The 23,298-nt window shown below is 74.7% G+C and carries 20 protein-coding genes and 3 tRNA genes; 13 read left to right on the forward strand and 10 right to left on the reverse strand.

Features of this window, described 5'->3' with window-relative positions; all coding sequences use genetic code 11:
* Positions 1 to 85 precede the first annotated feature (85 nt).
* Positions 86 to 2,167 carry a molybdopterin oxidoreductase family protein gene (locus AB0442_RS01780; protein WP_366159948.1) on the reverse strand — a complete coding sequence of 694 codons (2,082 nt, stop codon included), beginning with the start codon at positions 2,165 to 2,167 and terminating at the stop codon, positions 86 to 88.
* A 159-nt stretch (positions 2,168 to 2,326) separates the two neighbouring features.
* Here AB0442_RS01780 and AB0442_RS01785 point away from each other — a divergent pair, with 159 nt between their 5' ends.
* On the forward strand, positions 2,327 to 3,130 hold the full coding sequence (locus AB0442_RS01785; RefSeq protein WP_366159949.1) for a CbiX/SirB N-terminal domain-containing protein: 804 nt from the start codon (positions 2,327 to 2,329) through the stop codon (positions 3,128 to 3,130).
* 150 nt (positions 3,131 to 3,280) lie between these two features.
* Here the strand turns inward: AB0442_RS01785 and AB0442_RS01790 are convergent, their stop codons facing one another.
* Together AB0442_RS01790 and AB0442_RS01795 are read right to left on the reverse strand one after the other, a co-directional pair.
* Positions 3,281 to 4,585, reverse strand: coding sequence for an MFS transporter (locus AB0442_RS01790; protein ID WP_366159950.1), 1,305 nt, complete (start codon positions 4,583 to 4,585; stop codon positions 3,281 to 3,283).
* Positions 4,582 to 5,163: a helix-turn-helix domain-containing protein gene (locus tag AB0442_RS01795; RefSeq protein WP_366159951.1), complete on the reverse strand. Its 582-nt coding sequence runs from the start codon at positions 5,161 to 5,163 to the stop codon at positions 4,582 to 4,584. The genes AB0442_RS01790 and AB0442_RS01795 overlap by 4 nt, the downstream gene beginning before the upstream one ends.
* A gap of 94 nt (positions 5,164 to 5,257) precedes the next feature.
* Here AB0442_RS01795 and AB0442_RS01800 point away from each other — a divergent pair, with 94 nt between their 5' ends.
* The 4 genes from AB0442_RS01800 (at position 5,258) to AB0442_RS01815 (ending at position 10,314) form a co-directional block, all read left to right on the forward strand.
* Entirely contained in the window at positions 5,258 to 5,662 is a 405-nt protein-coding gene (locus AB0442_RS01800) for a hypothetical protein (RefSeq protein WP_366159952.1), read from the forward strand.
* 48 nt (positions 5,663 to 5,710) lie between these two features.
* Positions 5,711 to 6,991 carry a deoxyguanosinetriphosphate triphosphohydrolase gene (locus tag AB0442_RS01805; protein WP_366159953.1) on the forward strand — a complete coding sequence of 427 codons (1,281 nt, stop codon included), beginning with the start codon at positions 5,711 to 5,713 and terminating at the stop codon, positions 6,989 to 6,991.
* 36 nt (positions 6,992 to 7,027) lie between these two features.
* Entirely contained in the window at positions 7,028 to 8,953 is a 1,926-nt protein-coding gene (gene dnaG / locus AB0442_RS01810; protein WP_366159954.1) for a DNA primase, read from the forward strand.
* Between the two features lie 146 nt (positions 8,954 to 9,099).
* Entirely contained in the window at positions 9,100 to 10,314 is a 1,215-nt protein-coding gene (locus tag AB0442_RS01815; protein WP_366160110.1) for a sigma-70 family RNA polymerase sigma factor, read from the forward strand.
* Positions 10,315 to 10,343: 29 nt separating this feature from the next.
* On the opposite strand, the gene AB0442_RS01820 is transcribed toward AB0442_RS01815, so the two are convergent.
* On the reverse strand, positions 10,344 to 11,780 hold the full coding sequence (locus tag AB0442_RS01820) for an FGGY family carbohydrate kinase (protein WP_366159955.1): 1,437 nt from the start codon (positions 11,778 to 11,780) through the stop codon (positions 10,344 to 10,346).
* A 100-nt stretch (positions 11,781 to 11,880) separates the two neighbouring features.
* Complete coding sequence (locus AB0442_RS01825) at positions 11,881 to 12,174, reverse strand: hypothetical protein (protein ID WP_344622666.1); 294 nt, start codon at positions 12,172 to 12,174, stop codon at positions 11,881 to 11,883.
* Between the two features lie 291 nt (positions 12,175 to 12,465).
* Here AB0442_RS01825 and AB0442_RS01830 point away from each other — a divergent pair.
* Both AB0442_RS01830 and AB0442_RS01835 read left to right on the forward strand, forming a co-directional pair.
* Positions 12,466 to 12,538, forward strand: a tRNA-Asn gene (locus AB0442_RS01830).
* A gap of 46 nt (positions 12,539 to 12,584) precedes the next feature.
* A tRNA-Asn gene (locus tag AB0442_RS01835) sits at positions 12,585 to 12,657 on the forward strand.
* Between the two features lie 116 nt (positions 12,658 to 12,773).
* Here the strand turns inward: AB0442_RS01835 and AB0442_RS01840 are convergent.
* Positions 12,774 to 13,517 carry a trypsin-like peptidase domain-containing protein gene (locus AB0442_RS01840; RefSeq protein WP_366159956.1) on the reverse strand — a complete coding sequence of 248 codons (744 nt, stop codon included), beginning with the start codon at positions 13,515 to 13,517 and terminating at the stop codon, positions 12,774 to 12,776.
* A gap of 270 nt (positions 13,518 to 13,787) precedes the next feature.
* On the opposite strand from AB0442_RS01840, the gene AB0442_RS01845 reads away from it, so the two are divergent.
* Positions 13,788 to 13,861 (forward strand) — tRNA-Ile (locus AB0442_RS01845).
* Between the two features lie 482 nt (positions 13,862 to 14,343).
* Here AB0442_RS01845 and AB0442_RS01850 read toward each other — a convergent pair.
* Positions 14,344 to 15,132 (reverse strand): polysaccharide deacetylase family protein, encoded by a 789-nt coding sequence (locus tag AB0442_RS01850; protein ID WP_366159957.1) that lies wholly within the window; start codon positions 15,130 to 15,132, stop codon positions 14,344 to 14,346.
* A 302-nt stretch (positions 15,133 to 15,434) separates the two neighbouring features.
* On the opposite strand from AB0442_RS01850, the gene AB0442_RS01855 reads away from it, so the two are divergent.
* From AB0442_RS01855 to AB0442_RS01865, 3 genes are all read left to right on the forward strand, one after another.
* Positions 15,435 to 15,896 carry a hypothetical protein gene (locus tag AB0442_RS01855; RefSeq protein ID WP_366159958.1) on the forward strand — a complete coding sequence of 154 codons (462 nt, stop codon included), beginning with the start codon at positions 15,435 to 15,437 and terminating at the stop codon, positions 15,894 to 15,896.
* Between the two features lie 164 nt (positions 15,897 to 16,060).
* Positions 16,061 to 16,759, forward strand: coding sequence for a class F sortase (locus tag AB0442_RS01860; protein WP_366159959.1), 699 nt, complete (start codon positions 16,061 to 16,063; stop codon positions 16,757 to 16,759).
* Positions 16,760 to 16,781: 22 nt separating this feature from the next.
* Positions 16,782 to 17,705 carry a pyridoxal-phosphate dependent enzyme gene (locus AB0442_RS01865; RefSeq protein WP_366159960.1) on the forward strand — a complete coding sequence of 308 codons (924 nt, stop codon included), beginning with the start codon at positions 16,782 to 16,784 and terminating at the stop codon, positions 17,703 to 17,705.
* On the opposite strand, the gene AB0442_RS01870 is transcribed toward AB0442_RS01865, so the two are convergent.
* Together AB0442_RS01870 and AB0442_RS01875 are read right to left on the reverse strand one after the other, a co-directional pair.
* Positions 17,692 to 19,221: an LCP family protein gene (locus AB0442_RS01870; RefSeq protein WP_366159961.1), complete on the reverse strand. Its 1,530-nt coding sequence runs from the start codon at positions 19,219 to 19,221 to the stop codon at positions 17,692 to 17,694. The genes AB0442_RS01865 and AB0442_RS01870 overlap by 14 nt on opposite strands.
* Before the next feature lie 177 nt (positions 19,222 to 19,398).
* Entirely contained in the window at positions 19,399 to 19,845 is a 447-nt protein-coding gene (locus tag AB0442_RS01875; RefSeq protein ID WP_366159962.1) for a MarR family transcriptional regulator, read from the reverse strand.
* A 99-nt stretch (positions 19,846 to 19,944) separates the two neighbouring features.
* Here AB0442_RS01875 and AB0442_RS01880 point away from each other — a divergent pair, with 99 nt between their 5' ends.
* Both AB0442_RS01880 and AB0442_RS01885 read left to right on the forward strand, forming a co-directional pair.
* The gene (locus AB0442_RS01880) at positions 19,945 to 20,964 is read left to right on the forward strand and encodes an NADP-dependent oxidoreductase (RefSeq protein WP_366159963.1); all 1,020 of its coding nucleotides are present in this window, start codon (positions 19,945 to 19,947) and stop codon (positions 20,962 to 20,964) included.
* Between the two features lie 353 nt (positions 20,965 to 21,317).
* On the forward strand, positions 21,318 to 21,812 hold the full coding sequence (locus AB0442_RS01885; protein WP_366159964.1) for a DUF3145 domain-containing protein: 495 nt from the start codon (positions 21,318 to 21,320) through the stop codon (positions 21,810 to 21,812).
* Between the two features lie 130 nt (positions 21,813 to 21,942).
* On the opposite strand, the gene fabF is transcribed toward AB0442_RS01885, so the two are convergent.
* Positions 21,943 to 23,211: a beta-ketoacyl-ACP synthase II gene (fabF, locus tag AB0442_RS01890; protein ID WP_344622676.1), complete on the reverse strand. Its 1,269-nt coding sequence runs from the start codon at positions 23,209 to 23,211 to the stop codon at positions 21,943 to 21,945.
* Positions 23,212 to 23,298: the final 87 nt, after the last annotated feature.

Genomic DNA, 23,298 nt, shown 5'->3' on the forward strand with positions numbered 1-23,298 from the left:
CTGGGGGAGGGGTTCGGTGCGGGGGCGGCACCATCCTGGCAGCCCGGTGCCGCACTGCGACTGGCCGGAACCGGTCAGCCGGCGGTCAGCCGCCGCCCTCGCACCGCTCCAGCCGCACCGCGCACGCCTTGAACTCCGGCATCCGGGACACCGGGTCGAGCGCCGGGTTGGTGTGCACGTTCGCGTTGGCCGCGCCCGGCCAGTGGAACGGCATGAACACCGTGTCCGGCCGGATCGCCGTGGTGAGCCGCGCGGGGGTGACGGTCCGTCCGCGCCGGCTCACCACGGCCACCTGCTCGCCGTCGCGCACCCCGAGCCGCTCGGCGAGCCTCGGGTGCAGTTCGACGAACGCACCGGGCGCGGCCGCGTTCAGCTCGGCCACCCGGCGGGTCTGCGCACCGGACTGGTACTGCGCCAGCACCCGGCCGGTGGTCAGGCGCACCGGGTACTCCTCGTCCGGCTCCTCACCCGCCGGACGGTGGTGCACCGCGGTGAACCTGGCCCGCCCGTCCGGCGTCGCGAACCGGTCGAGGAACAACCGCGGGGTGCCCGGGTGGTCCGCCGACGGGCACGGCCAGAACACCCCCTCCTCGGCCTCGATCCGCTCGTAGCTGATCCCCGCGTAGTCCGCGGCGCCGCCGGCCGACGCCCGGCGCAGCTCGTCGAACGCCTTCTCCGGCTCGGTCGGGAAGCCCTCGCCGTGGCCGAGCCGCCCGGCCAGCGCGTGCAGCACCTCCAGGTCGCTGCGCACCCCCGCGGGGGCCTCGGCCGCCTTGCGGCGCAGGATCACCCGGCCCTCCAGGTTGGTCATGGTGCCGGTCTCCTCCGCCCATTGGGTGACCGGCAGCACCACGTCCGCGAGCGCCGCCGTCTCGGAGAGCACCACGTCGCTGACGGCCAGGAAGTCCAGCGACCGCAGCCGCTCCGTCACGTGCGTCGAACGCGGCGCCGACACCACCGGGTTGGAGCCCGCCAGCAGCAGCGTCCGCACGTCCGTGCCGAGCGAGTCCAGCAGCTCGTAGGCGCTGCGCCCCGGCGCCGGCAGCGCGTCCGGGTCGACGCCCCACACCGCGGCGACGTGGGCGCGTGCCGCCGGGTCGTCCAGCTTGCGGTAGCCGGGCAGCTGGTCGGCCTTCTGGCCGTGCTCGCGGCCGCCCTGGCCGTTGCCCTGGCCGGTGAGGCAGCCGTACCCGGCGTGGAGCCGGCCGGCGTTGCCGGTGGCCAGGCAGAGGTTGATCCAGGCGCTCACCGTGTCGGTGCCCTTGGCCTGCTGCTCGGGGCCGCGGGCGGTCAGCACCATGCCCGTCCCCGCCTCGCAGAACAGCCGCACCGCCTCGCGCAGGTGCGGCAGCGGCACCCCCGTCACCGACTCGACGTGCTCCGGCCAGTGCGCCATCGCGGCCGCGCGGGTCTCCGCCCAGCCGGTGGTCCGCCCGGCGATGAACGCCTCGTCGGTGCGGCCCTCGGCGACCACCAGGTGCAGCATGCCGAGCGCCAGCGCCAGGTCGGTGCCGGGCCGCGGGGCGAGGTGCAGGTCGGCGAGTTCGGCCGTCCGGGTGCGCCGCGGGTCGACGACGACCAGCTTGCCGCCGTTCTCCTGCAGCTCGCGCAGGTGGCGGACGAACGGCGGCATGGTCTCCGCCGGGTTGCCGCCGACCAGGATCACGCAGCCCGCCCGCGGGATGTCCCCGACCGGGAACGGCAGCCCCCGGTCCAGCCCGAACGCCCGGATGCCGCCGGCCGCCGCGGAGGACATGCAGAACCGGCCGTTGTAGTCGATCGCCGAGGTGCCGAGCACCACCCGCGCGAACTTGCCCAGCAGGTACGCCTTCTCGTTGGTCAGCCCGCCGCCGCCGAACACCCCGACGGCGTCCCGGCCGTGCGCGGCGGCGGTGGCCGTCACCGCGCCGGCGATCCGGTCCAGCGCCTCGTCCCAGGAGGCCGGGCGCAGCTCGCCGCCGGTGCGCACCAGCGGGGTGGTCAGCCGGGCGCCGGGCGCGAGCACCGCGGCGGCGTTCGCGCCCTTGCCGCAGAGCGCCCCCCGGTTCACCGGGAAGCCGGGCCGCTCCACCACGGCGACCGGGACGGGCCCGTCCGTGCGGCGCAGCCCCATCCCGCACTGCAGCGCGCAGTACGGGCAGTGGGTGTCGGTCGCGGCATCGTTCATGCCCCCACGGTGCTACCGCGCTGTTTCGCCGCCGCGGCCCGCAGGTTACGGCCCCCGCACACCGCCCTCACCAGGGCCCGCGGCGGCTGTGAGGCCAGGGAAACCGGTCGTGACCACCGGGCAACGGCGGGGAAACAGTGGTGGACGACGCTGGACGGCATGACGCCGATCCCCGCGCTCGTCGCCGCCCCCGCCACCGTCACGGCCGCCGGGGCCACCGCCCCGCCGCGGCCGGTACGGGTCCTGCACGCGGCCCGCCGCCCGGCCCTGGTGCTGGTCGCGCACGGCTCCCGGGACCCCGCCGCCGGAGCGGAGATCGCCCGCCTGGTGGACCGGCTGCGCGCCGCCAGACCCGAACTCGACGTCCGGCTCGGCCACCTCGGCCTCAACGCGCCGCTGCTCCCCGAGGTCCTCGACGGCCTGAGCGGCCCGGCCGTCCTCGTCCCGCTGCTGCTCAGCCGCGGCTACCACGCCAGGGTCGACATCCCCGCCGCGCTCGCCGCCGCCCCGCAGGTCACCGGCACGGTCGCCGCCCCGCTCGGCCCGCACCCGCTGCTCGCCGAGGCACTCGCCGCCCGGCTCGCCGAGGCCGGCTGGCGCCGCGGCGCCGACGGCCGGGACGCCGTGGTGCTCGCCGCCTCCGGCTCCCGCGACCCGGCCGCCGCCCTCGACACCGCCGAGCAGGCCCGGCTCCTGGCACTGCGCCTGGGCGTGCCCGTCCACCCCGGCCACGTCGCCGCCGGCGGCCGCAGCGTCGCCGAGACCGTCGCCCGCCTCGCCGCCGAGGGCCGCCGCCCCGCCGTGGCCGGCTACTTCACCGCCCCGGGCGACTTCGCCCGCCTCGCGGCCGCCGCCGGCGCCCCCCTCGCCGCCGCCCCGCTGGGCGCCCACGACGCCGTGGTCCGCCTCGTCCTGGACCGCTACCGGACCGGCGTCCCCGCCCTGCTCCCCACCGCCGCCTGACGGAGCCCCCGCCTGCAAGGGCCCACCCACCAGGGGCCCGGGGAACCGCGCGACCGGCCACCCCGGCGCAGCCCGCCCGGCTCCTACCTCCACCACCCGCGACCTCCACCACCCGCGACCTCCGGCCCGGTGCGGCGGGCCCTCCCCGCGTCAGCGGGCCGCACACCGCTCCTGCCCCGGGCTCCCCGCCGCCACCGCACCCCGCATCCGCACCGGCAGGTCCCGGCAGCGCCGCACCGGCGACCACCAGAGGATCAGTCCGGCCAGCGGCACCCCCGCGGTCAGCACCCACATCGCGGGCCGCAGGCCGATCTCGGTGCCGAGCAGGCCGGCGAGCACCGCGCCGACCGGGATCGCGCCGAAGTTGAGCACCGAGCTGCTCGCGCTGAGCCGCCCGAGCAGCTCCGGCGGGCAGTACTGCTGCTGGAAGGTCGACTTGACGACATTTCCGGCGACCACTCCGGCGGACACCGCGAACGCGCCGACCAGGTAGAACGCCAGCCCGGCGCCGGGCGTGGTGAGCGGCACGAGCAGGGTGAGCAGCGGCAGGCCGATCTCGAACACCAGCATGGCCCGGGCGGTGCCGATCGCGGCGGCCACCCGCCGGGCGACGGCCGCGCCGGCGATCCCGCCCACCGAGCCGACCGCGACCAGGCTGCCGACGGCGCCGGGCGGCAGGTGCACCTCGCGGACGAGGAAGACCACCAGGATCGACTGGAAGCCGGTGAGGGCGAGGTTGCACGCGGCGCCCCACAGGGTCAGGGTCCGGAACCAGACGTCGCCGAAGACCAGGCCGAGTCCGTCGTGGACCTCGCGGCGCAGCGAGCGCTCGCGGGCCGGCGGCAGGACCTCCCGGTGGCGGATCCGGGCGGTGCACCACAGCGAGAGCACGAAGGTGGCGGCGTTGGCGACCAGGCCGCCGACCGGTCCGGCGAGTTGGGAGATCAGGCCGCCCGAGCCGAGTCCGGCGATGCCGGCGGCGGAGGCGCTGCCGTGCAGTTTGGCGTTGCCCTCGGCCTGGTCCGCAGGGTCGAGCAGGCCGGGCAGGTAGGCGGTGTACGCGGTCTGGAAGAAGACCCCGGCGGTGCCGGTGCCGACCGCGACGGCGAGTAACTGGGCGAGCGTGAGCACGCCGGCCGCGGCGGCCGCCGCCGGCACGGTGAGCAGCAGGGCCAGCGAGACGGCGGAGGAGGCCAGCATCACCGGCCGCCGCCGCATCCGGTCCACCCAGACGCCGACGGGGAGGCCGAGGACCAGCCAGGGCAGCCAGCCGGCGGCGCCGAGCAGCGCGACCTGGAAGGTCGTGGCGTGCAGGGCGGTGACGGCGATGAGCGGCATCGCGAGTCCGGTGACGGCGGAGCCGAAGCGGTTGGCGGTCTCACCGCCCCACAGCAGGCGGAAGTCGCGGTGGCGGCGCAGCAGTCCGCCGCGGCGGCGGTCGTCGGCGGTGCTCATGCGGCACCGCCCTCGGCCCGCGGGACGGCCTGGATCTGCACCACGACGGGCCGGGCCGCCGGGTCGGGTTCGGCGTCCGGGTCGGGGGTGTGGCGGGCCACCACCTGCGACAACTCCTCGCTCAGGGCGCGGAGTTGGTCGGCGGTCAGGACGAGGTTGTTCCAGTCGCTGACGGAGCCGGAGTCGCGCCATGCGCCCGTCCACTCGGCGGCCAGCGAGTCGGAGACCCGCCGGAACTGTCCGCGCAGCATCTCCTGGAGGTAGACCGCGGCGGCGTCGCGCGACTCGGGGTCGTCGGCGAAGTCGGTGGTGCTGAGCACGTTCCTGCTGCGGACCCGGCGCCACCAGCGCTCCCGGCGGGTGCCGCGGGCGGTGTCCTCCTCGATGAAGCCGTGTTCGGCGAGCAGGCGCAGGTGCCAGCTGATGGTGCCGGTGCTCTCGCCGAGGCGCTCGGAGAGCCGGGCGGAGGTGGCGGGGCCCTCGGCGGCGAGGGCGTCGAGGATGCGGACCCTCAGCGGGTGGGCGAGGGCGCGCAGGCTCCGGGCGTCGATCCGACGCTGGTTCTCGGGTGCGGTCATGGCTCCACCGTACAGTGCAGAGAAGTCTCTGCAAAGACTCCTCTGCAACATTCTTCGGTGCGTGACTCCCCACCGCTGTGCCAGAGTTGGCCGCATGGCCGACCCCAGGAGCGCCACACCCGCAGACCCCGCCACGCCCGCAGACCCCGCCGAGCCCGTCCGGCTCCCCGACGCGCTGCGCTTCCTCACCGAGCTCGTCGCCTGGGTCGCCACCCCCTGGGCCCTCGCCGGCATCTCGCCCTGGCTCTCCGCCGCCGCGCTCCTGCTGCTGATCGGCCTGCCGACCGTCCTCGCCACCCCCGGAGACAAGAAGCAGGTCGTCGTCCCCGTCCCCGGGTACGTCACCGTCGGCCTGGTGCTGCTCCAGCTCGTCGCCGCGGTCGCCGGCGCCTGGGCGGCCTGGCCCGCCCGGGCCGCCGTCCCGGTCACCGTGCTCGCCGCCGCCTGCCTGGTCGCCGAGCAGCCCCGGTGGCGCCGTCTGGTGGCCGCCCGGCCGTAGCGCGGCGCATCCCTGGATGTCGGTCAGCGGGCGTACCGTGGCGGGTATATGGACGACACCACGCCGTACGACCCCAACGCCGAGGCCCGCTGGGTGCCCGAGCCGGACAAGCGCCCCGGCCGCACCGCCTTCCAGCGCGACCGCGCCCGGGTGCTCCACTCCGCCGCGCTGCGCCGGCTCGCCGGCACCACCCAGGTGGTCGCCCCGCTGCAGAGCGACTTCCCGCGGACGAGACTGACCCACTCCCTGGAGTGCGCCCAGGTCGGCCGCGAGCTCGGCGCCGCCCTCGGCTGCGACCCGGACCTGGTGGAGACCGGCTGCCTCGCCCACGACATCGGCCACCCGCCGTTCGGCCACACCGGCGAGGAGGCCCTCGACCAGGCCGCCCGCGAGTGCGGCGGGTTCGAGGGCAACGCCCAGTCGCTGCGCATCCTCACCCGCCTCGAACCGAAGCGCTTCGCCCCCGCCGACGAGAGCCCGACCCGGCTCGCCCCCAGGCCCGGCCGCAGCGTCGGCCTCAACCTCACCCGCGCGGCCCTCGACGCCGCCACCAAGTACCCGTGGGCGCGCGGCCGGCACCCCACCGACCCGTCCTCCACCAAGTACGGCGTCTACGGCGACGACCTGCCGGTCTTCCGCTGGATGCGGGCCGGCGCGCCGGACGGCCGCAAGTGCTTCGAGGCCACCGTGATGGACTGGTCCGACGACGTCGCCTACTCCACCCACGACGTCGAGGACGGCCTGCAGGCCGGCCACATCGACCCGAACGCGCTGCGCTCCGCCGAGGAGCGCGCCGAACTCTTCAAGATCGCCGAGCGGTACGCCCCCGACGCCGCCCCCGCCGAGCTCGCCGAGGCCCTCGACCGCCTCCAGACGCAGGAGTGGTGGCCGCGCAGCTACGACGGCAGCGCCCGTGCCCGGGCCGGGCTGAAGGACTTCACCTCCCAGCTCATCGGCCGGTTCTGCCTGGCCGCCGAGCAGGCCACCCGGGCCCGCTACGGCCCCGGCCGGCTCACCCGGTACGGCGCCGAGCTGGTCGTCCCGCGCCCCGTCCGGCTGGAGTGCGCGGTGCTCAAGGCGGTCGCCGTCCGCTACGTGATGCAGCGCGACGAGCAGGCCCAGCTCCGCTCCCGGCAGCGGATCGTCATCGCCGAGCTCGCCGACGCCCTCACCCGCAGCGCCCCGCACGGCCTCGACCCGGTCTTCGCCGCCGTGCACGAGGAGGCCGAGGACGACCGGGCCGCGCTGCGCGCCGTGATCGACCAGATCGCCACCCTCACCGACGCCTCCGCGCTCGCCCTGCACGCCAGACTCGTCCAGCACCGCTGACCCCGCCGGTCGCGCCCGGTCGCCTACACTTCACGGGTGGCCGGGCGGATCAGGGACGAGGACGTGCAGGCGGTGCGCAGCGCACTGCCGATCGACGCCGTCGTCGGCGACTACGTGCAGCTCGTCAACGGTGGCGGCGCGCAGCTGAAGGGCGTCTGCCCCTTCCACGACGAGAAGTCCGCCTCGTTCTACGTGCACCCCGGCAAGGGCGTCTTCAACTGCTTCGGCTGCGGCGAGGCCGGCGACACCATCTCCTTCCTGATGAAGATCGAGCACTGCTCGTTCGCCGAGGCCGTCGAGCGGATGGCCGCCCAGGCCAACATCACCCTGCGCTACGAGGAGGGCGGCTACTCGCCGCGCCACCAGCAGGGCGAGCGGACCCGCCTGGTCGAGGCCCACAAGGCCGCCGCCGCCTGGTACGAGGAGCAGCTCGCCTCCCCGGAGGCCGAGATCGGCCGCCGCTTCCTCGCCGAGCGCGGCTTCGACGAGACCGCGGCCAAGCGCTTCGGCGTCGGCTACGCCCCGGCCGGCTGGGAGCACCTCGTCCGGTACCTGCGCGGCAAGGGCTTCAGCGACAAGGAGATCCTGCTCGGCGGCCTGGCCTCCAAGGGCCAGCGCGGCGGCCTGATCGACCGCTTCCGCGGCCGGCTGATCTGGCCGATCCGGGACACCGCCGGCGAGGTCATCGGCTTCGGCGCCCGCCGGCTGCGCGAGGACGACAACGGCCCCAAGTACCTCAACACCCCCGAGACGCCGCTCTACAAGAAGTCCCAGGTGCTGTACGGCATCGACCTGGCCCGCAAGGAGATCGCCAAGTCCGGCCGGGCGGTGGTCGTCGAGGGCTACACCGACGTGATGGCCTGTCACCTCGCCGGTGTGGAGACCGCGGTGGCCACCTGCGGCACCTCCTTCGGCGAGGAGCACATCAAGGTCATCCGCCGCTTCCTGATGGACACCTCCCACACCGCCAATGGTCTGGGGCGCGGCGAGACGGTCTTCACCTTCGACGGCGACGCCGCCGGGCAGAAGGCCGCGCTGCGCGCCTTCGAGGACGACCAGAAGTTCGCCGCCCGCACCTCGATCGCCATCACCCCCGACGGCATGGACCCGTGCGAACTGCGGCTCGCCAAGGGCGACGACGCCGTGCGCGAGCTGATCGAGAACCCCGTCCCGCTCTTCGAGTTCGCCCTCCGTCAGGCCGTCGCCCGGCACCGGGTGGACACCGCCGAGGGCCGGGCCGCCGCGCTGGAGGAGGCCTCCCGGATCATCGTCCGGATCAAGGACCGCTCCATCCAGCACGAGTACGCCGTCCAGCTGGCCGGCATGCTCGGCATCCTCGACGAGCAGTTCGTCGTCCGCCGGATCGGCCAGCTCGCCCGCTGGCAGCGCGAGAACCAGCAGAACGACCGGGCCCGCCCGGGCGCCCGCCGTGCCGAGGCCGCCCCGCAGCCCGTCCGCCCGGCCGCGCCCGCCTACCGGCTGAACCCGCGCGACCCGGCCCAGTTCGTCGAGCGCGAACTCATCAAACTCGCCCTCCAGCACCCCGAGTTGGTCAGCCCCGCCTTCGACCAGTACGGCGAGGACGAGTTCCCGACCCCGCCGTACCGGGCCGTCCGCCGGGCGATCGGCCAGGCCGGCGGAACGGCGTACGGCGCCGCGCTGCCCGACTTCACCGGCGCCGTCCGCGAGGCCTGCCCCGACGACGAGGTGCGCCGCCTCGTCCTGGAGCTGACGGTGGAGCCGATCCGCTCCCGCCGGAAGGCCGACGAGATCTACGCCGGCGAGTTCCTCGTCAAGCTCCGCCTGCAGGCCGTCGACCGGCGCGTCACCGAGGCCCGCGCCCACCTCCAGCGGCTCGGCAGCCGCGCCTCCGCCGAGGAGCTCAACGCCGTGCAGAGCGAGCTGTACGCCCTCCAGCAGTACGGCCACCAGCTCCGCTCCCGCGGCGCCGCGGCGCTCTAGACGGCCCCTCGTGGCGGGGCCGACGGCCCGGCTGTCCGTACATCTCCAGGAATGCCGGCGCCCCGCGTGTGGCGCGGCCCACACTCGTGGGTATCCCAGTCCCGTGTGGCGCGGCGTCCCCCAGCTGCCGCGCGCGGCCCGAAGGGATTCCCGTGGAGCTAGCAGCAGCCCGCCGGCCCCAGGCCGTCGCCCGCGACGACGGCACCGTGCACGACCGCGCCGCCGGCCCGCCGGACACCGGGACCAGGGTGCCCCCGCAGGCCGGCCCGCCCGGTGCCGAGGACGGCCCCCGCGCACCCGGGCCGGCCGCTGCGGACGTCGGGCCGACCGAGCAGCCCGACGCCCAGCAGCCCGACGCCCAGCAGCCCGGTGCAGAGCAGCCCGACGCCGAGGAGTCCTACCCCGGAGCCCGTCTCCCGTCGCTCGACGACGCCACCGGGCCCGCCGCCGACCTGCTCCGCCAGTACCTGCGGGAGATCGGCCGGATCCGGCTGCTCACGGCCGCGGAGGAGGTCGAGCTGGCCTGCCGCATCGAGGCCGGCCTGTTCGCCGAGGAGGCCCTGGACCGCGCCGCCGCCGACGGCGAACCGCTGGACGGCGCCCTCGCCGGCGACCTCGACCGGTTGGTGGTGATCGGACGGATCGCCAAACGCCGCCTGATCGAGGCCAATCTCCGTCTGGTGGTGTCCGTGGCGAAACGGTACGTCGGCCGCGGCCTGACCCTCCTCGACCTCGTCCAGGAGGGCAACCTCGGCCTGATCCGCGCCGTCGAGAAGTTCGACTACGCCCGCGGCTACAAGTTCTCCACCTACGCGACCTGGTGGATCCGCCAGGCGATGAGCCGGGCGCTCGCCGACCAGGCCCGCACCATCCGCGTCCCGGTGCACGTGGTGGAGCAGATCAACCGGGTGCTGCGGGTGCAGCGCACGATGCTGCAGGAGAACGGCCGGGAGCCCACCGCGGCGGAGGTCGGGCTGGCCGTGCAGCTCCCCGAGGAGCGGGTCCGCGAGGTGTTGCGGCTGGCCCAGGAGCCGGTCTCGCTGCACACCCCGGTCGGCGAGGAGGACGACGTCGCGCTCGGCGACCTGATCGAGGACGCCGACGCCGCCTCGCCCGCGGAGAGCGCCGCCCTGCTGCTGCTCCGCGAGCACCTGGAGGCCGTGCTCGCCACCCTCGGCGAGCGGGAGCGCCAGGTGGCCCGGCTGCGCTACGGGCTGGACGACGGCCGGCCGCGCACCCTGGAGGAGATCGGCACGCTGTTCGGTGTCACCCGCGAGCGCATCCGGCAGATCGAGTCCAAGGCGCTCGGCAAGCTCCGCGCGCACGCCTACGCCGAGCAGCTCCGCGCCTACCTCGACTGACCGCCGGCGGCCCGGTTGCCGGCGGGCGCTCAGCCGGCCGCCGTCTCCGGGTGGATCTGCTCGCGGACGGCCTTGAACTGCTGGCGCACCGCGTTGCCGATCGGCAGGTCCTGGTCCGGGTCCGGGGTCAGCACGACCACCTCCGGCAGCTCCCACTCCGGGGGCTCCGGGGTGCCGGCCAGCGCCCACGCGGCCTGCCGGGCGGCGCCCCGCGCCGCGTGCGCGCCGGGCGGCGGGATCAGCACCGGCACCCCGAACAGCTGCCGGGCCACCTCCCGGACGGCCGGCAGCCGTCCGACCGTGCCCAGCAGGAACACCCGGCCGACCGGGACGCCGTGCGTGCGCAGCACGTCCAGCGCCTCGGCGACGTTGCACAGCATGCCCTCGACGGCGGCCCTGGCCAGGTGCTGAGGGCCCATCGACTCGGCCCGAAGGCCCGTCAGGGTGCCGGCCGCGTGCGGCAGTTTCGGGGTCCGCTCGCCGTCCAGGTAGGGCAGCATCACCAGGCCGTACGAGCCGGGGGAGGACTGCAGGGCGAGGTCGCTGAGCGCCTCCAGGTCGCAGCCGAGCATCGCGGCGGTCGAGCGCAGCACCTGCGCGGCGTTGAGGGTGCCGGCCATCGGGAGGTGGCGGCCGGTGGCGTCGGCGAACGAGGAGACGGCGCCGGTGACGTCGACCACGGCCTGCTCGTGCACGGCGAAGACGGTGCCGTTGCCGCCGAGCGAGACCACCGCGTCGCCGGGGCGCAGCCCGAGGCCGAGGGCGGCGGCCATGTTGTCGCCGGTGCCGGCCGAGATCAGCAGGCCCTCGGGGGTGTGCCCGGCGGCCTCGGCCGGGCCGAGCACGTCCGGGACGTGCAGTTCGTGGCCGAGCGCGAGCTTGATCAGGTCCTGCCGGTACTCACCGGTGACGGGCGACCAGTAGCCGGTGCCGGAGGCGTCGCCGCGGTCGGTGGTGCGCCGGCGGGGGTGACCGAGCAGCTGCCAGACCAGCCAGTCGTGCGGCAGCAGCACCTCGGCGATCCGCTTGGCCGAGACCGGCTCGAACTCGGCCAGCCAGCGCAGCTTGGCGATCGTGTACGTGGGGGAGGGCACCGAGCCGATCGCCTCCACCCACGGGGCCGGGCCGCCGAGCGCGTCGATGAGCGAGGCGGCGGCACCGGCCGAGCGGGGGTCGTTCCACAGCAGTGCGGGCCGGACGAGCACGCCGCCGGCGTCGAGTCCGATCAGGCCGTGCTGCTGGGCCGAGACGCCGATCGCGGTGACGCCCTCCAGCAGGCCGCCGGTGGCCGCCTCGCCGAGCGAGTGCAGCCACGTCTGCGGATCCACCTCGGTGCCGCGGGCATCGGCCCCCTCCGGGAGCGGGTGCGGCGCCTTGCCGTCCCGGAGGACGGCGCCGGTCTCGGCGTCGCACGCGACGATCCTGGTGCGAGTGGTGGAGCTGTCGATGCCCGCAACGATGGCCATGATGCGATCATGCCTCAGCGGACGGCCCGCGCGTGGCCCGCCGCGTCAAGTGTTGCCCAGTCGGTACAGGATCCGCGGAGGTCCGGTGTGCGTCCTTCCGCTACGGACGGACGGTGCCCCAACTGTCGTCGGTCGCATGGTTGCGCTGGAAGGCCGACACCCGGTCGGTGACGGCGTTCGGCAGCTTGTCGCCGACCTTGTCGGCGACCGCGCCGGCCGCCTTGCCGGCCACCGCGCCCGCCTGCTGCTTGGCCTTGCCCGCGGCGTCCTGGACCTTCGGGTTCTGCGAGACCTTCCGGGCGGTCCGGGCGATCTGCTCGTACCGCTGCCGGCCCGCCTTGGCGCCGAGGACGTAGCCGACCCCGACCCCCACGATGAACGTGACCTTCCACATGCTCTGTTCTCCGCCCTTCCACGCGGTCGTCTGCCGCGTTGCGCCTACCCGTCGTGCCCGGCGGCGAACCGCCCGGGCGGCAGCCGCCCGCCGGGCGGGGGCGCCGCCGTGGCACCAGCATCCCCGGCGGGGCGGGCGGCCGCGCGCGGGGCGCGCCGGGCGGGGCGGCGGGGCCCGACCGCGGGGACCGGGCGAAAGCGATTGGCGGACCACCCCCCTCAGTGCGCTAATGTATGTCCCGCAGCGAGCGCCACGGGCCCGGGAGAACCGGAAGCCGGGGCGGAAGCTCGATCCCCCATAGCTCAATTGGCAGAGCAGCCGACTGTTAATCGGCAGGTTATTGGTTCGAGTCCAATTGGGGGAGCTCCGGACGGTCCTCGTGGCCGCCCGTTCGTTTGTGGTAACAGCAGTCCCCCATAGCTCAATTGGCAGAGCAGCCGACTGTTAATCGGCAGGTTATTGGTTCGAGTCCAATTGGGGGAGCTTCACCCGGAGTACTGGGTGATCAGCGCAGAGCGAAGGCCCTCCGGCACGGCCGGGGGGTCTTCGTGTTGCCCGGGGCCGTTCCGCCGCCGTCGGGCGGCCGGGCAGGCCGGGGATCAGGCCGTCGCCCGGCGGTAGAGCGCGGACACCCGGTCGTCGAAGGTCACGCTGTAGGAGACCTCGTCCTCGTAGCCGCCCTGCTGATAGCCGCCGATCACGCCGATCACCGCGCCGTCCGCGGTGAGCCAGGGGCTGCCGCTGGTGCCCACGCTGTAGCCCGTGCAGCGGAAACTCTCCTGGGTGGGGCTCTGCGAGGCCGTCCGGGTGGTGCAGGTGATCGGCTCCTCGCTGTCGTTCGGGTAGCCGGTGACCGAGACCGGCAGGCCGAAGCCGCGGCCGGTGCCGAGCCGGTTGCCGCCGAGCACGTCCTCGATCTCCTGCCCGTCGACGTCGGCGACGGTGAGGAAGGCCACGTCGTACTCCGGATCCTCGGAGTCCGTCCAGTGCTCGTCCACGGTGATCCCGGTGAGCGGCCAGACGCCGTACGGGGTCCGGCCGTCGCGCAGGCCCGGGGCGAAGACCAGGCCCTCCTCGCGGCCCCGGTCGAGGGTCTCCACGCAGTGGGCGGCGGTCACCAGCAGGTTGTGCCGGGGGCTGCTGACCACGCTCGCGGTGCACATCCGCGGGCCGTCCGCGCTGCCGAGGAAGAGTGCTCCGATCCGGTCGCTCGCGGTGTTCCGCGGGGCCGGGTGGGAGCCGGGGGTGTCGGGGCCGCCGCCGGGCCAGGCACAGGAGGCGGTCGCCCAGCCGACGGCCGCCAGCAGCAGTGCCAGGGCACCCGTCCGCCGCCTGCCTGCCATCAGCCTGTCTCGCTTCCCTCGCCGCCGAGCCGCGGATGCGGGCCCCTGCAAGATCTAATCAGGACCCTCCGGAGCGGCGCCAGAGATGGCGGCGGGGCCGGCCGGCGGCCGGGACGGGCGGCGGGCGCCGACGGCAGAAGTGCGCGGGCGTACCCGGATGCGCACCCGGCGCGCATTCCGACTGATCGACCGGCTATGCTGCCGGTGACGGCCCTGAGGGGCCGTCTGCTGCTGCAAGGGCCTTCGCGCCGCTGCGGCAGGCCGGATCGGGGGGCGGTAGCTCAGCCGGTTAGAGCAGGGGACTCATAATCCCTTGGTCGTGGGTTCGAGTCCCACCCGCCCTACCTCCGACCCGACGGCCTGTCAGCCCAGAAGGGCATCTGACCAGCCAAAACGCCCAAGCCGGTGATTCCCACTCTAGAGCACCGCGCGGCCCGCGAGCCGCGCACCACGCCGGGATTCACCCGCCCGTGGAGGTCGCTCCGGGCCGCTGCCGGACAGGGATCCGAATCGGCTGGCGGACCGTCACCCGGGGGAATGGCCGACGGCACGGCCGAAGCGGCCGAGTCCGACTTCGGCATCACCCGACCGGCAGGCGAGTTCCACCAGGACCGCCGCGACTCCGTACGAACGCCCGGAGGTCTGGTCCTCGCCGGCAGCCGGCGCTGCGCCTTGTCGTCCGCAGCCTCCTCGGCTCCGACCACCCCGTCCCCGCCCGTGTGCACGAGGCGATGGACAGGCGGGGTGCGGTCCACGGCTACGGCGACTTCCTGGTGTCCGCGGTGGAGTACCTGGTCGGCGACCGGTCGGCACCGGCCGTGGGCCCCTACTGCGGCGCGGTGAAGCGGTAGCCCTCGTCGAGGAGGACGGGGAGGTAGGTGCGCAGGGCGGCGATCGTCTGGGAGCGGTCGCCGCCGCCGTCGTGGTTGAGGACGATCGAGCCGGGGCCGATGGTCTGCAGCACGCGCCGGGTGATCAGCGAGGTGCCGGGGCGGGCCCAGTCCTGGGGGTCGACGGACCAGCCCATGGGGCGCATGCCGAGTTCGGCGCAGATCCGCAGGGAGGCGTCCGACCAGTCGCCGCCGGGGGCGCGGAACCAGGTGGGGGTCCGGCCGGTGGTGGTCCCGAGCAGGTCGGAGGTGCGGAGCAGTTCGTCGCGGACCTTGGCGTCGGTGATGCCGCGCAGGTCCGGGTGGCTCCAGGTGTGGTTGGCGATGTGGTGGCCGTGGGCGGCGATCTCGCGGACGAGGGCGGGTTGCCGTTCGGCGTTCTCGCCGATCAGGAAGAAGGTGGCGCGCAGCCGGTACTGCTCCAGGACGGACAGGACCACGGGGGTGTGCACCGGGTCCGGGCCGTCGTCGAGGGTGAGGGCGACCAGCCGGTCGTCGGAGGCGAGCGAGAAGAGCGGGTTGCTCACCTTGCGGGGCTGCGGCGGCACCGGCCCGGAGGCGGGGCTCGCCGCGGCGGGGGCGGACGACGCCGGGGGGGAGGCCGGGTCGGAGGGCAGGAGGCCGCCCGGTGCTGCTCCGTCGCCGCCGTCGTGCGAGGCCAGCTGGCACCCGGCCGCGGAGAGCAGGCCCATCCCGGCGACGCTCAGCAACAGCCGACGGGACATGATCTGATGATGTGACAGCATGACGGATGCATGCCCGAGGCTGCAGCGATGGCGCGCCGATTCCCGCAGCTACACCCCAACGGCCCAGCGCCCGCCACGGGCGGACCGTCGCGGCCGGGGCCGCGACACTCCGACGCACGCTGGCGGGACGCCCGGACCGTCCGCTGCCACGTCCCCCGCACGGGCGATGACCTGCGGTGGCGGCCTGACGGGGTGTGAACCACGGTGGTCACGGCGCATCCGCGATCCCTTGCGCCGGCACCGAGGCCGGCTGTCGCACGGAGGCGCCGGAAGGAAACCCCATGCTGCCCAAGCGCATCCTCTTCGCCGGAGCGGCCGGCGCCGCCGCCCTGGCCATCGCCATCCCGGCCGCCTACGCCGACCCGCCCACCGGTCCCGGGAGCGACGACCAGAGGGTGTGGACGGAGCAGGCCCCCGCCGACAAGGCCCCGGAGAAGGCGCCCGGCTCGACCGCCGAGCAGAAGTCCGCCCCCGAGGACCACAAGGCCGGGACGAAGTCGGACACCAAGTCCGGAAGCACGTCCGACATGACCTACGAGAGCAAGTCCGAGGGCAAGGACTCCGGCGAGGAGACCAAGGCCGAGGGCTCCTGGGCGGACAAGGCCCCGCACGGCGGCGTCCACACCGGCGGCGGCGGGATCGCCGTCTCCGGCAGCGGCCTGGCCACCGGTGCGGCGCTGCTCGCCGGCGGTCTCGGCGTCGGCACGGTCGCGCTGCGCCGCCGCCGCGGCTCCGAGTCCTGATCCCGATCCGCTAGTACCGCCCCCCGCGGCGCCGTCCCGTCCCCGTGGACCGCGCCGCCCACCGGCCGCGTCCGGCCGTACCCGCCCCGGAAGCCGGGCACGGCCGGACGCGTCTTCCCCAGAGAATCCGCAGGACCCGCAGGACCCCGTGAGAGGCGGCCGCCATGGGCCAGCAGACATCCGGCACCGGTGAACGGTCCGCGGGCAAGGACCCCGGCCGCAGCCCGCTGCGCTGGGCGATGGGCCTCGCCGCCGTCGGGGTGTTCGTCATGTACCAGTCCGTGGAGACCACCCCCGCCGCCCCCCGCTCCGCCGACGGCGGCCCGGCGGCCGTCGCGAGTGCGAGCCCGGTGCCCACCGCACCGCCCTCCCGGACCACCCCGGTCGTCCCCGCGATGTCCCGCTCCAAGCCGGTGAAGCTGCGCATCCCGCAGCTCTTCGTCGAGGCCCCCTTCACCGAGCTCGGCCTCACCCCGACCGGCGGCCTCGCCGCCCCGCCGGCCGACGACCGCAACCTCGTCGGCTGGTACAAGGACGGTCCGACCCCCGGCGAACGCGGCCCCGCGGTCGTCGCCGGGCACGTCGACACCACCAAGGGCCCCGCCGTCTTCCTGATGCTGTACGTGCTGCGCCCCGGCAACCCCGTCGAGGTCACCCGCGCCGACGGCTCGGTCGCCGTCTTCACCGTCGACTCGGTGCAGACCTTCGCCAAGAACGCCTTCCCCGACCAGCTGGTCTACGGCGACACCCCGGACGCCCAGCTGCGGCTGATCACCTGCGCCGGCGAGTACAACCGGGCCACCCACGACTACGCCGACAACGTCGTGGTCTTCGCCCACCTCAGCTCCACCCGGCCGGCCTGACGCGGGCCCCTACCATGGCGGGATGCCGCTGCCCGCCGACCTGCCGACCCCGCTCACCCCGATCCGGGACCCGGTGCTGGCCCGGGTCGGCGTCGAACTCCGGCTGAAGCGCGACGACCTGCTGCACCCGACGGTGCCGGGCAACAAGTGGCGCAAGCTCACCCCCAACCTGGAGCACGCACTCGCCGAGGGACACACCCGGCTGGTCACCTTCGGCGGCGCCTACTCCACCCACCTGCGGGCCACCGCAGCCGCGGCCCGGGCGCTCGGGCTCGCCTCGGTGGGCGTCGTCCGCGGCGAGGAGCTCGCAGACCGGCCGCGCAACCCCTCGCTGGCGGCGGCCGAGGCCGACGGCATGCAGCTGGAGTTCGTCGCCCGCGGTGCCTACCGCGAGCTCGTCCGCGACCTCGGCCGGCCGCTCGCGCAGCGCTGGGGGCGCTGCCTGGTGCTCCCCGAGGGAGGCTCCAACGCGCTCGCCGTGCGCGGCACCGCCGCGCTGCCGGCCGAGCTCGGCGACCTGGACGGGCGGGACACCGTCTGCTGCGCGGTCGGCACCGGCGGCACCCTGGCAGGCATCGCGGCCGGACTGCCGCCGGGGGCACGGGCGCTCGGCGTCGCGGTGCTGCGCGGTGAGGGCTACCTGGAGGAGGAGGTGGCCGCACTGCACCGGGCGGCGTACGGACGCACCTTCGCGAACTGGCGGATCGACCACGGCCACCACGGCGGCGGCTACGGGAAGGTGCCCGCCGCGCTGGAGGAGTTCGCGGCCGGCTTCGGCGAACGGCACGGGATCGGCGTGGAGCGCCGGTACGTGGCCAAGGCGCTGCAGGCGGTGTACGGACTGGCCGGGACGGCGGCGCTGCCGCCCGGCAGCCGGGTGACGCTGGTGGTCACCGGGCTGCCGGACGGTCCGACGGCTGCCGGGACCGGCCTCAGCCGTAGCTGAGGTCGGCGCAGAGGTCGCTGTCGGCGGGCCGGGTGTTCGAGGAGATGCCGGTGGGGATGCCGCTCGGCAGCGCGACCGGGCCGGAGGTGTCGCCGGAGGCGTGGTCCTGGCCGAGGGTCAGGACGAGTCCGTCCGCGTCGGCGTCGGGGCGGACGGTGGCGCCCGGGTAGAGCGCGGCGAGCTGCTCGGCCGCGGCCTCGTGGCCGGGGGAGTAGCCGACCGTGGTGGTGTTCCGGCCCTTGGTGTTGGCGCCGAGCACGACCTCGCGGTAGCCGTGCGCCCTGAGCGCCGTCGCGGCGCGGCCCGCGGTGCCGGTGGCGCCGGAGGCGTTGTGCACGGTGACCGGTACGGCGGTGGCGTCCGGTTCGGCGGCGCGGGTCTGGCCGGGGGTGGCGGAGGGCGAGACCCCGGCGGACGGCGAGGCGGTGGCCGACGGCGTCGGCGCGGCCGGGGCGGAGGGCGTCGCGGTGCCGGCCGGGGCGGTCGCCTGGCCGTCCAGGGTGCGGTCCTGGCGGAGGAGCTCCCAGAGGGTGTCGACGTCCGGGTGGACGAGCGCGACCCGGGCGCCCGCGTACTCCCAGGGCACGGTGACGAAGGAGATGTCCGCCAGCTTGATGTCCTGGAGCGACTGGGCGAAGGTGGCGAGCTTCATGGCGCTGCCGAGCTCCTCGTCGACGGTGAGCGAGCGGGTCGCGGCGTCGGCGAGCGGCAGCAGGGTGGTGAGGTCGAAGCCCTGCCCCTGGACCTTCTTGATGAGCGAGGAGAGGAAGGCCTGCTGGCGCTTCATCCGGCCGATGTCGGAGCCGTCGCCGAAGCCGTGCCGGGCCCGGACGTAGTCGAGCGCCTGCTGGCCGCTGAGCGTCCGGCGGCCCTTGGTGAGGCGTATGCCGTAGGAGTCGACGTCGTTGGGCACGCACACGTCGACGCCGTGCACCGCGTCGGTCATGGCCGCGAAGCCCTTGAAGTCGACGACGATCGTGTGGTCCACCCGCAGGCCGGTGAGCGCCTCCACGGTGTTCTGGGTGCAGGCCGGGTTGCCCTGCGGGTAGAGGCCGACGGTGAAGGCCGAGTTGAACATCTGGTTGGTGCGCTCGCTCCTCCAGGTGCCGTCCGGCAGCTTGCACGGGGGGACGGTGACCAGGGTGTCGCGGGGGATGGAGACGCCCACCGCGTGCCGGTGGTCGGCGTAGACGTGCAGCAGGATCGCGGTGTCCGAGTGTCCGACGCCCTCCTCGCCGCCGCCGAGGTCGCCGTTGCCGTCGGAGCGGGTGTCGGAGCCGAGCAGCAGGACGTTGACCGGACGGCCGCCGCCCGTGGTGGTGGGGCCCGCCGGCGGGCGGCTGGTGGCGATGCCGTCCGCGGAGAAGGTGCTGATGTTCTGGTCGAGGCGGTGGTAGAACCAGGCGCCGGCGCCGGCGGTCGCCAGCACCAGGACGGCGGCGGTGGCGCCGGCGATCCGCGCCAGGCGGCGGCCCGTCCCGCGGGAGGACGCGGCGGACCCGCTCTTGTCGGTCATCACACAGTTGCTCTCTGTACGGCCGTGCCCGGCCCGGAAGGGAATTGGCCGGCACTCCTGTGTGCCCCCACCAGAAAGACGGCCCGGCGGGCCGTTCGGTTACATGCGGACCCGATCGGATACGGGCTCTTCCGGCCCGGATCCGATCCGATCGCCCCCTGCGTCGCGCTCCGCCGGTCAGGCGGGCGGCACGGCGCCGGCCAGCATCCGGCGGAGCAGGTCGCGCAGCTGGATCCGCTCCTCGGGGCCGAGGGCGGCGAGCGGCTCGCGGGCGAAGTGCAGCGACTCGCGCAGCTCCACGGAGGCGGCGGTGCCGGTACCGGTGGCGGCGACCAGCTTGACCCGGCGGTCCTGCGGGTCGGCCTCGCGGGTGACGAAGCCGCGGGCCTCCAGCCGGTCGACGATGCCGGTGATGTTGGACGGCTCGCAGCTCAGGGTCTGCGCGATGTGGCGCATCGGCATCGGTCCGCGCCGCAGCAGGGCGAGCACCTTGGCCTGGGCGCCGGTGAGCGAGCGGGCGGCGGCGGCCTCCTCGTACTCGCGGTGGAAGATTCCGACCAGGTTCGCCATGAGGTCGGTGACCTCCAGCGTGACCGGGTCCGTGGGCGGCTGCTGCGTCTCCATGCCGTCCACTGTACCTGAACATTTGACAACATGAACTATTCGTGTCCACGATTGCTTCAGTAACTCAACCTTTCAGGTCGATGCACCATGGAGACAGCAATGGCAGAGCAGGCGATCCCCACCACCGGCCGCGAGTGGCACCTGGCGGCGCGCCCCGTCGGCCGGCCCGTTCCGAGCGACTTCGCACTGGTCGAGGCGCCCGTCCGGCAGCCCGGCCCGGGCGAGGTCCTGGTCCGCAACGCCTACCTCTCGGTCGACCCGTACATGCGCGGCCGGATGAACGACGTCAAGTCGTACGTCCCGCCGTTCGCGATCGGCGCGCCCATGGACGGCGGCGCGGTCGGCTACGTCGTCGCCTCCGCCGCGGAGGGCTTCGAGGTCGGCGACGCCGTGCTGCACGGCCTCGGCTGGCGCGAGTACGCCACCCTGCCCGCCGCGCAGGGCGTCAAGGTCGACCCGGCCCTCGCCCCGCTCTCCTACTACCTCGGCGTGCTCGGCATGCCCGGCCTCACCGCCTACGCGGGCCTGCTGGAGGTCGCCTCCTTCAAGGAGGGCGACGCCGTCTTCGTCTCCGGCGCGGCCGGCGCGGTCGGCTCGCTGGTCGGCCAGATCGCCCGCCTCAAGGGCGCCTCCCGCGTCATCGGCTCCGCCGGCTCCGCCGAGAAGGTCGCCACCCTGACCGGCTCGTACGGCTTCGACGCCGCCTTCAACTACAAGGACGCCCCGGTCGCCGAGCAGCTCGCCGCGGCCGCCCCCGAGGGCATCGACGTCTACTTCGACAACGTCGGCGGCGACCACCTGGAGGCCGCGATCGGCGCCCTCAACCCGCACGGCCGGGTCACCCTGTGCGGCGCCATCGCCCAGTACAACGAGACCTCCGCGCCGGCCGGCCCGCGCAACCTCGCCCTCGCCATCGGCAAGCGGCTGAACCTGCGCGGCATGCTGGTGCGCGACCACGCCGCCCTGCAGCCGCAGTTCGTCGCCGAGGTGGCCGGCTGGCTGAAGGACGGCAGCCTGCGCTACGACGAGACCGTGGTCAAGGGTGTCGAGAACACCGCCGAGGCCTTCCTCGGCCTGCTCCGCGGTGACAACACCGGCAAGATGGTCGTCGAGCTCTGACCTGCTGACGCCGTGTCACCACCACCCCCGCGGGCCGCCGCCCGCGGGGGTGGTCCGCGTACGGGCGGATCGGCGAACGGCCTGGTCGCGGCGTCGACGGGGCGTCAGCACCGGTCACCGCGACGGGTGATGGTGCGCCCGCGGACGGAATAGGTCCGTTCGGGGGAGAGCACTTGCAAGGGGGTGGACCTGATGGGGGATTCGACTAGCATTGGGTGAAAGCTTGTCCGTTTTGCTCAATTTGATTACCTAATGTCGAGTAAGTTGAGCGTCACGATGGTAGGCAGTACCTGCCGGCAGGTGGCACGAGGCAGCTGGGGAAGGCGACCCTCGTCCACAGCCTGGAGGTCCCGGTGACGACACGTGGTGTCCTGTACATCCACTCCGCGCCCCGCGCGCTGTGCCCGCACGTCGAGTGGGCGGTCGCGGGCGTGCTCGGCGTGCGGGTCAGCCTCGACTGGATCCGCCAGCCCGTCGCGCCCGGGCACTGGCGTGCCGAACTCTCCTGGCAGGGCGAGCCCGGCACCGCCTCGCGCCTGGCCTCGGCCCTGCGCGGCTGGCAGCTCATCCGGTACGAGGTCACCAGCGACCCCTGCGCGAGCGCGGAGGGCGAGCGCTACAGCTCGACCCCGAGCCTCGGCATCTTCCACGCCGTCACCGGCATCCACGGCGACATCCTGATCCCCGAGGACCGGCTCCGCGCGGTGCTGTTGCGCGCCCGCACCGAGGGCGGCGACCTGGAGGCCGAACTCGCCCGGCTGCTCGGCAAGCCCTGGGACGACGAACTCGAACCCTTCCGCTACGCCGGCGAGGGCGCCCCCGTCCGCTGGCTGCACCAGGTGGTCTGACCGGCCGGGCCCGCGCACGCGAAAGGGGCGCGGGGACCGCGCGACCGTCGGGGCGGATGCCGTGCCCCGCCGGTCGCGCGGTCCCCCGCGCCCCTCCTTGGTACCGCTACCGGTGCCGAGTGAGCGATTCTCAGACGGTGCGGAAGGCGAGGACCACGTTGTGGCCGCCGAAGCCGAAGGAGTTGTTCAGCGCCGCGATCCGGCCCTCGGCGGGCAGGTCGCGCGGACCGCCGCGGACGATGTCCGCCTCGATCTCGTCGTCCAGGTCGTCCACGTTGATGGTCGGCGGGGCCGTGCGGTGGTGCAGCGCCAGCACGGTCGCGACGGTCTCGATGCCGCCGGCGCCGCCCAGCAGGTGGCCGGTCATCGACTTGGTGGCTGAGATGGCCACGTGCCCGAGGTGCTCGCCGAGCTCCTTGGAGAGGGCCTTCACCTCGGCGGTGTCGCCCTGCGGGGTCGAGGTGGCGTGCGCGTTGACGTGCACGACCTCGGCCTTGTCCAGGTCGCTGTGCTCGAACAGGTCGGCGATCGCCCGGGCGACACCGGCACCGGTCGGCTCCGGCTGGGCGATGTGGTGGGCGTCCGAGGACAGTCCCTGGCCGACGGCCTCGCAGTAGACGCGGGCACCGCGGGCGGCCGCGTGCTCGGCCGACTCCAGCACCACGACGCCCGCGCCCTCGCCGAGGACGAAGCCGTCCCGGGCCTTGTCGTACGGACGCGAGGCGCGCTGCGGCTCGTCGTTGTTCTTGGACATCGCCATCATGTTGGCGAACGCGGCGATCGGCAGCGGGTGGATCGCCGCCTCGGTGCCGCCGGCCACCACGACGTCGGCGCGGCCGGTGCGGATCATCTCGATCGCGTAGCCGATCGCCTCGGCGCCGGAGGCGCAGGCGGAGACGGGGGTGTGCACGCCGGCGCGCGCGCCGACCTCCAGGCCCACGTTGGCCGCGGGGGAGTTCGGCATCAGCATCGGGACGGTGTGCGGGGAGACCTTGCGGACGCCCTTGTCCTTCAGCACGTCGTACTGGTCGAGCAGGGTGGTCACGCCGCCGATGCCGGAGGCGATCACGGCGCCCAGGCGTTCGGGCGCGAGCTTGGAGGACTCGTCGGTGGCCGGGGTCTCGAAGCCCGCGTCGGCCCATGCCTCACGAGCGGCGATCAGTGCGAACTGCGCCGAGCGGTCCAGCTTGCGGGCCAGCGGACGGGGCAGCACCTCGCCCGGGTCCACCGCGGTGCGCGCGGCGATCCGGACGGGCAGGTCCGCGGCCCACTCCTCGGTCAGCGCGCCCACGCCGGAGCGGCCCTCCAGCAGGCCCTCCCAGAACGAGGCGGCGTCGCCGCCCAGCGGCGTGAAGGCGCCGATACCCGTGACTACCACGGTGCGGTTTTCAGCGGTCACTGGTTCTTCTTCTCTCACGTGTGCAAGGGGTGGCGGAGGGGCCGTGGGGGAACGGCCGGCCGGGGCTGGGTGCGCCCCGGCCGACCG

It is taken from the genome of Kitasatospora sp. NPDC085895, from assembly GCF_040702125.1.
In the GTDB taxonomy this organism is placed as follows: Bacteria; Actinomycetota; Actinomycetes; order Streptomycetales; family Streptomycetaceae; genus Kitasatospora; species Kitasatospora arboriphila.

Coding starts and splice junctions, on each gene's coding strand:
- AB0442_RS01780 (WP_366159948.1), bottom strand. CDS start 2,167: ATGAACGATGCCGCGACCGACACCCACTGCCCGTACTGCGCGCTGCAG.
- AB0442_RS01785 (WP_366159949.1), top strand. CDS start 2,327: ATGACGCCGATCCCCGCGCTCGTCGCCGCCCCCGCCACCGTCACGGCC.
- AB0442_RS01790 (WP_366159950.1), bottom strand. CDS start 4,585: ATGAGCACCGCCGACGACCGCCGCCGCGGCGGACTGCTGCGCCGCCAC.
- AB0442_RS01795 (WP_366159951.1), bottom strand. CDS start 5,163: ATGACCGCACCCGAGAACCAGCGTCGGATCGACGCCCGGAGCCTGCGC.
- AB0442_RS01800 (WP_366159952.1), top strand. CDS start 5,258: ATGGCCGACCCCAGGAGCGCCACACCCGCAGACCCCGCCACGCCCGCA.
- AB0442_RS01805 (WP_366159953.1), top strand. CDS start 5,711: ATGGACGACACCACGCCGTACGACCCCAACGCCGAGGCCCGCTGGGTG.
- AB0442_RS01820 (WP_366159955.1), bottom strand. CDS start 11,780: ATGGCCATCGTTGCGGGCATCGACAGCTCCACCACTCGCACCAGGATC.
- AB0442_RS01825 (WP_344622666.1), bottom strand. CDS start 12,174: ATGTGGAAGGTCACGTTCATCGTGGGGGTCGGGGTCGGCTACGTCCTC.
- AB0442_RS01840 (WP_366159956.1), bottom strand. CDS start 13,517: ATGGCAGGCAGGCGGCGGACGGGTGCCCTGGCACTGCTGCTGGCGGCC.
- AB0442_RS01850 (WP_366159957.1), bottom strand. CDS start 15,132: ATGTCCCGTCGGCTGTTGCTGAGCGTCGCCGGGATGGGCCTGCTCTCC.
- AB0442_RS01855 (WP_366159958.1), top strand. CDS start 15,435: ATGCTGCCCAAGCGCATCCTCTTCGCCGGAGCGGCCGGCGCCGCCGCC.
- AB0442_RS01860 (WP_366159959.1), top strand. CDS start 16,061: ATGGGCCAGCAGACATCCGGCACCGGTGAACGGTCCGCGGGCAAGGAC.
- AB0442_RS01865 (WP_366159960.1), top strand. CDS start 16,782: ATGCCGCTGCCCGCCGACCTGCCGACCCCGCTCACCCCGATCCGGGAC.
- AB0442_RS01870 (WP_366159961.1), bottom strand. CDS start 19,221: ATGACCGACAAGAGCGGGTCCGCCGCGTCCTCCCGCGGGACGGGCCGC.
- AB0442_RS01875 (WP_366159962.1), bottom strand. CDS start 19,845: ATGGAGACGCAGCAGCCGCCCACGGACCCGGTCACGCTGGAGGTCACC.
- AB0442_RS01880 (WP_366159963.1), top strand. CDS start 19,945: ATGGCAGAGCAGGCGATCCCCACCACCGGCCGCGAGTGGCACCTGGCG.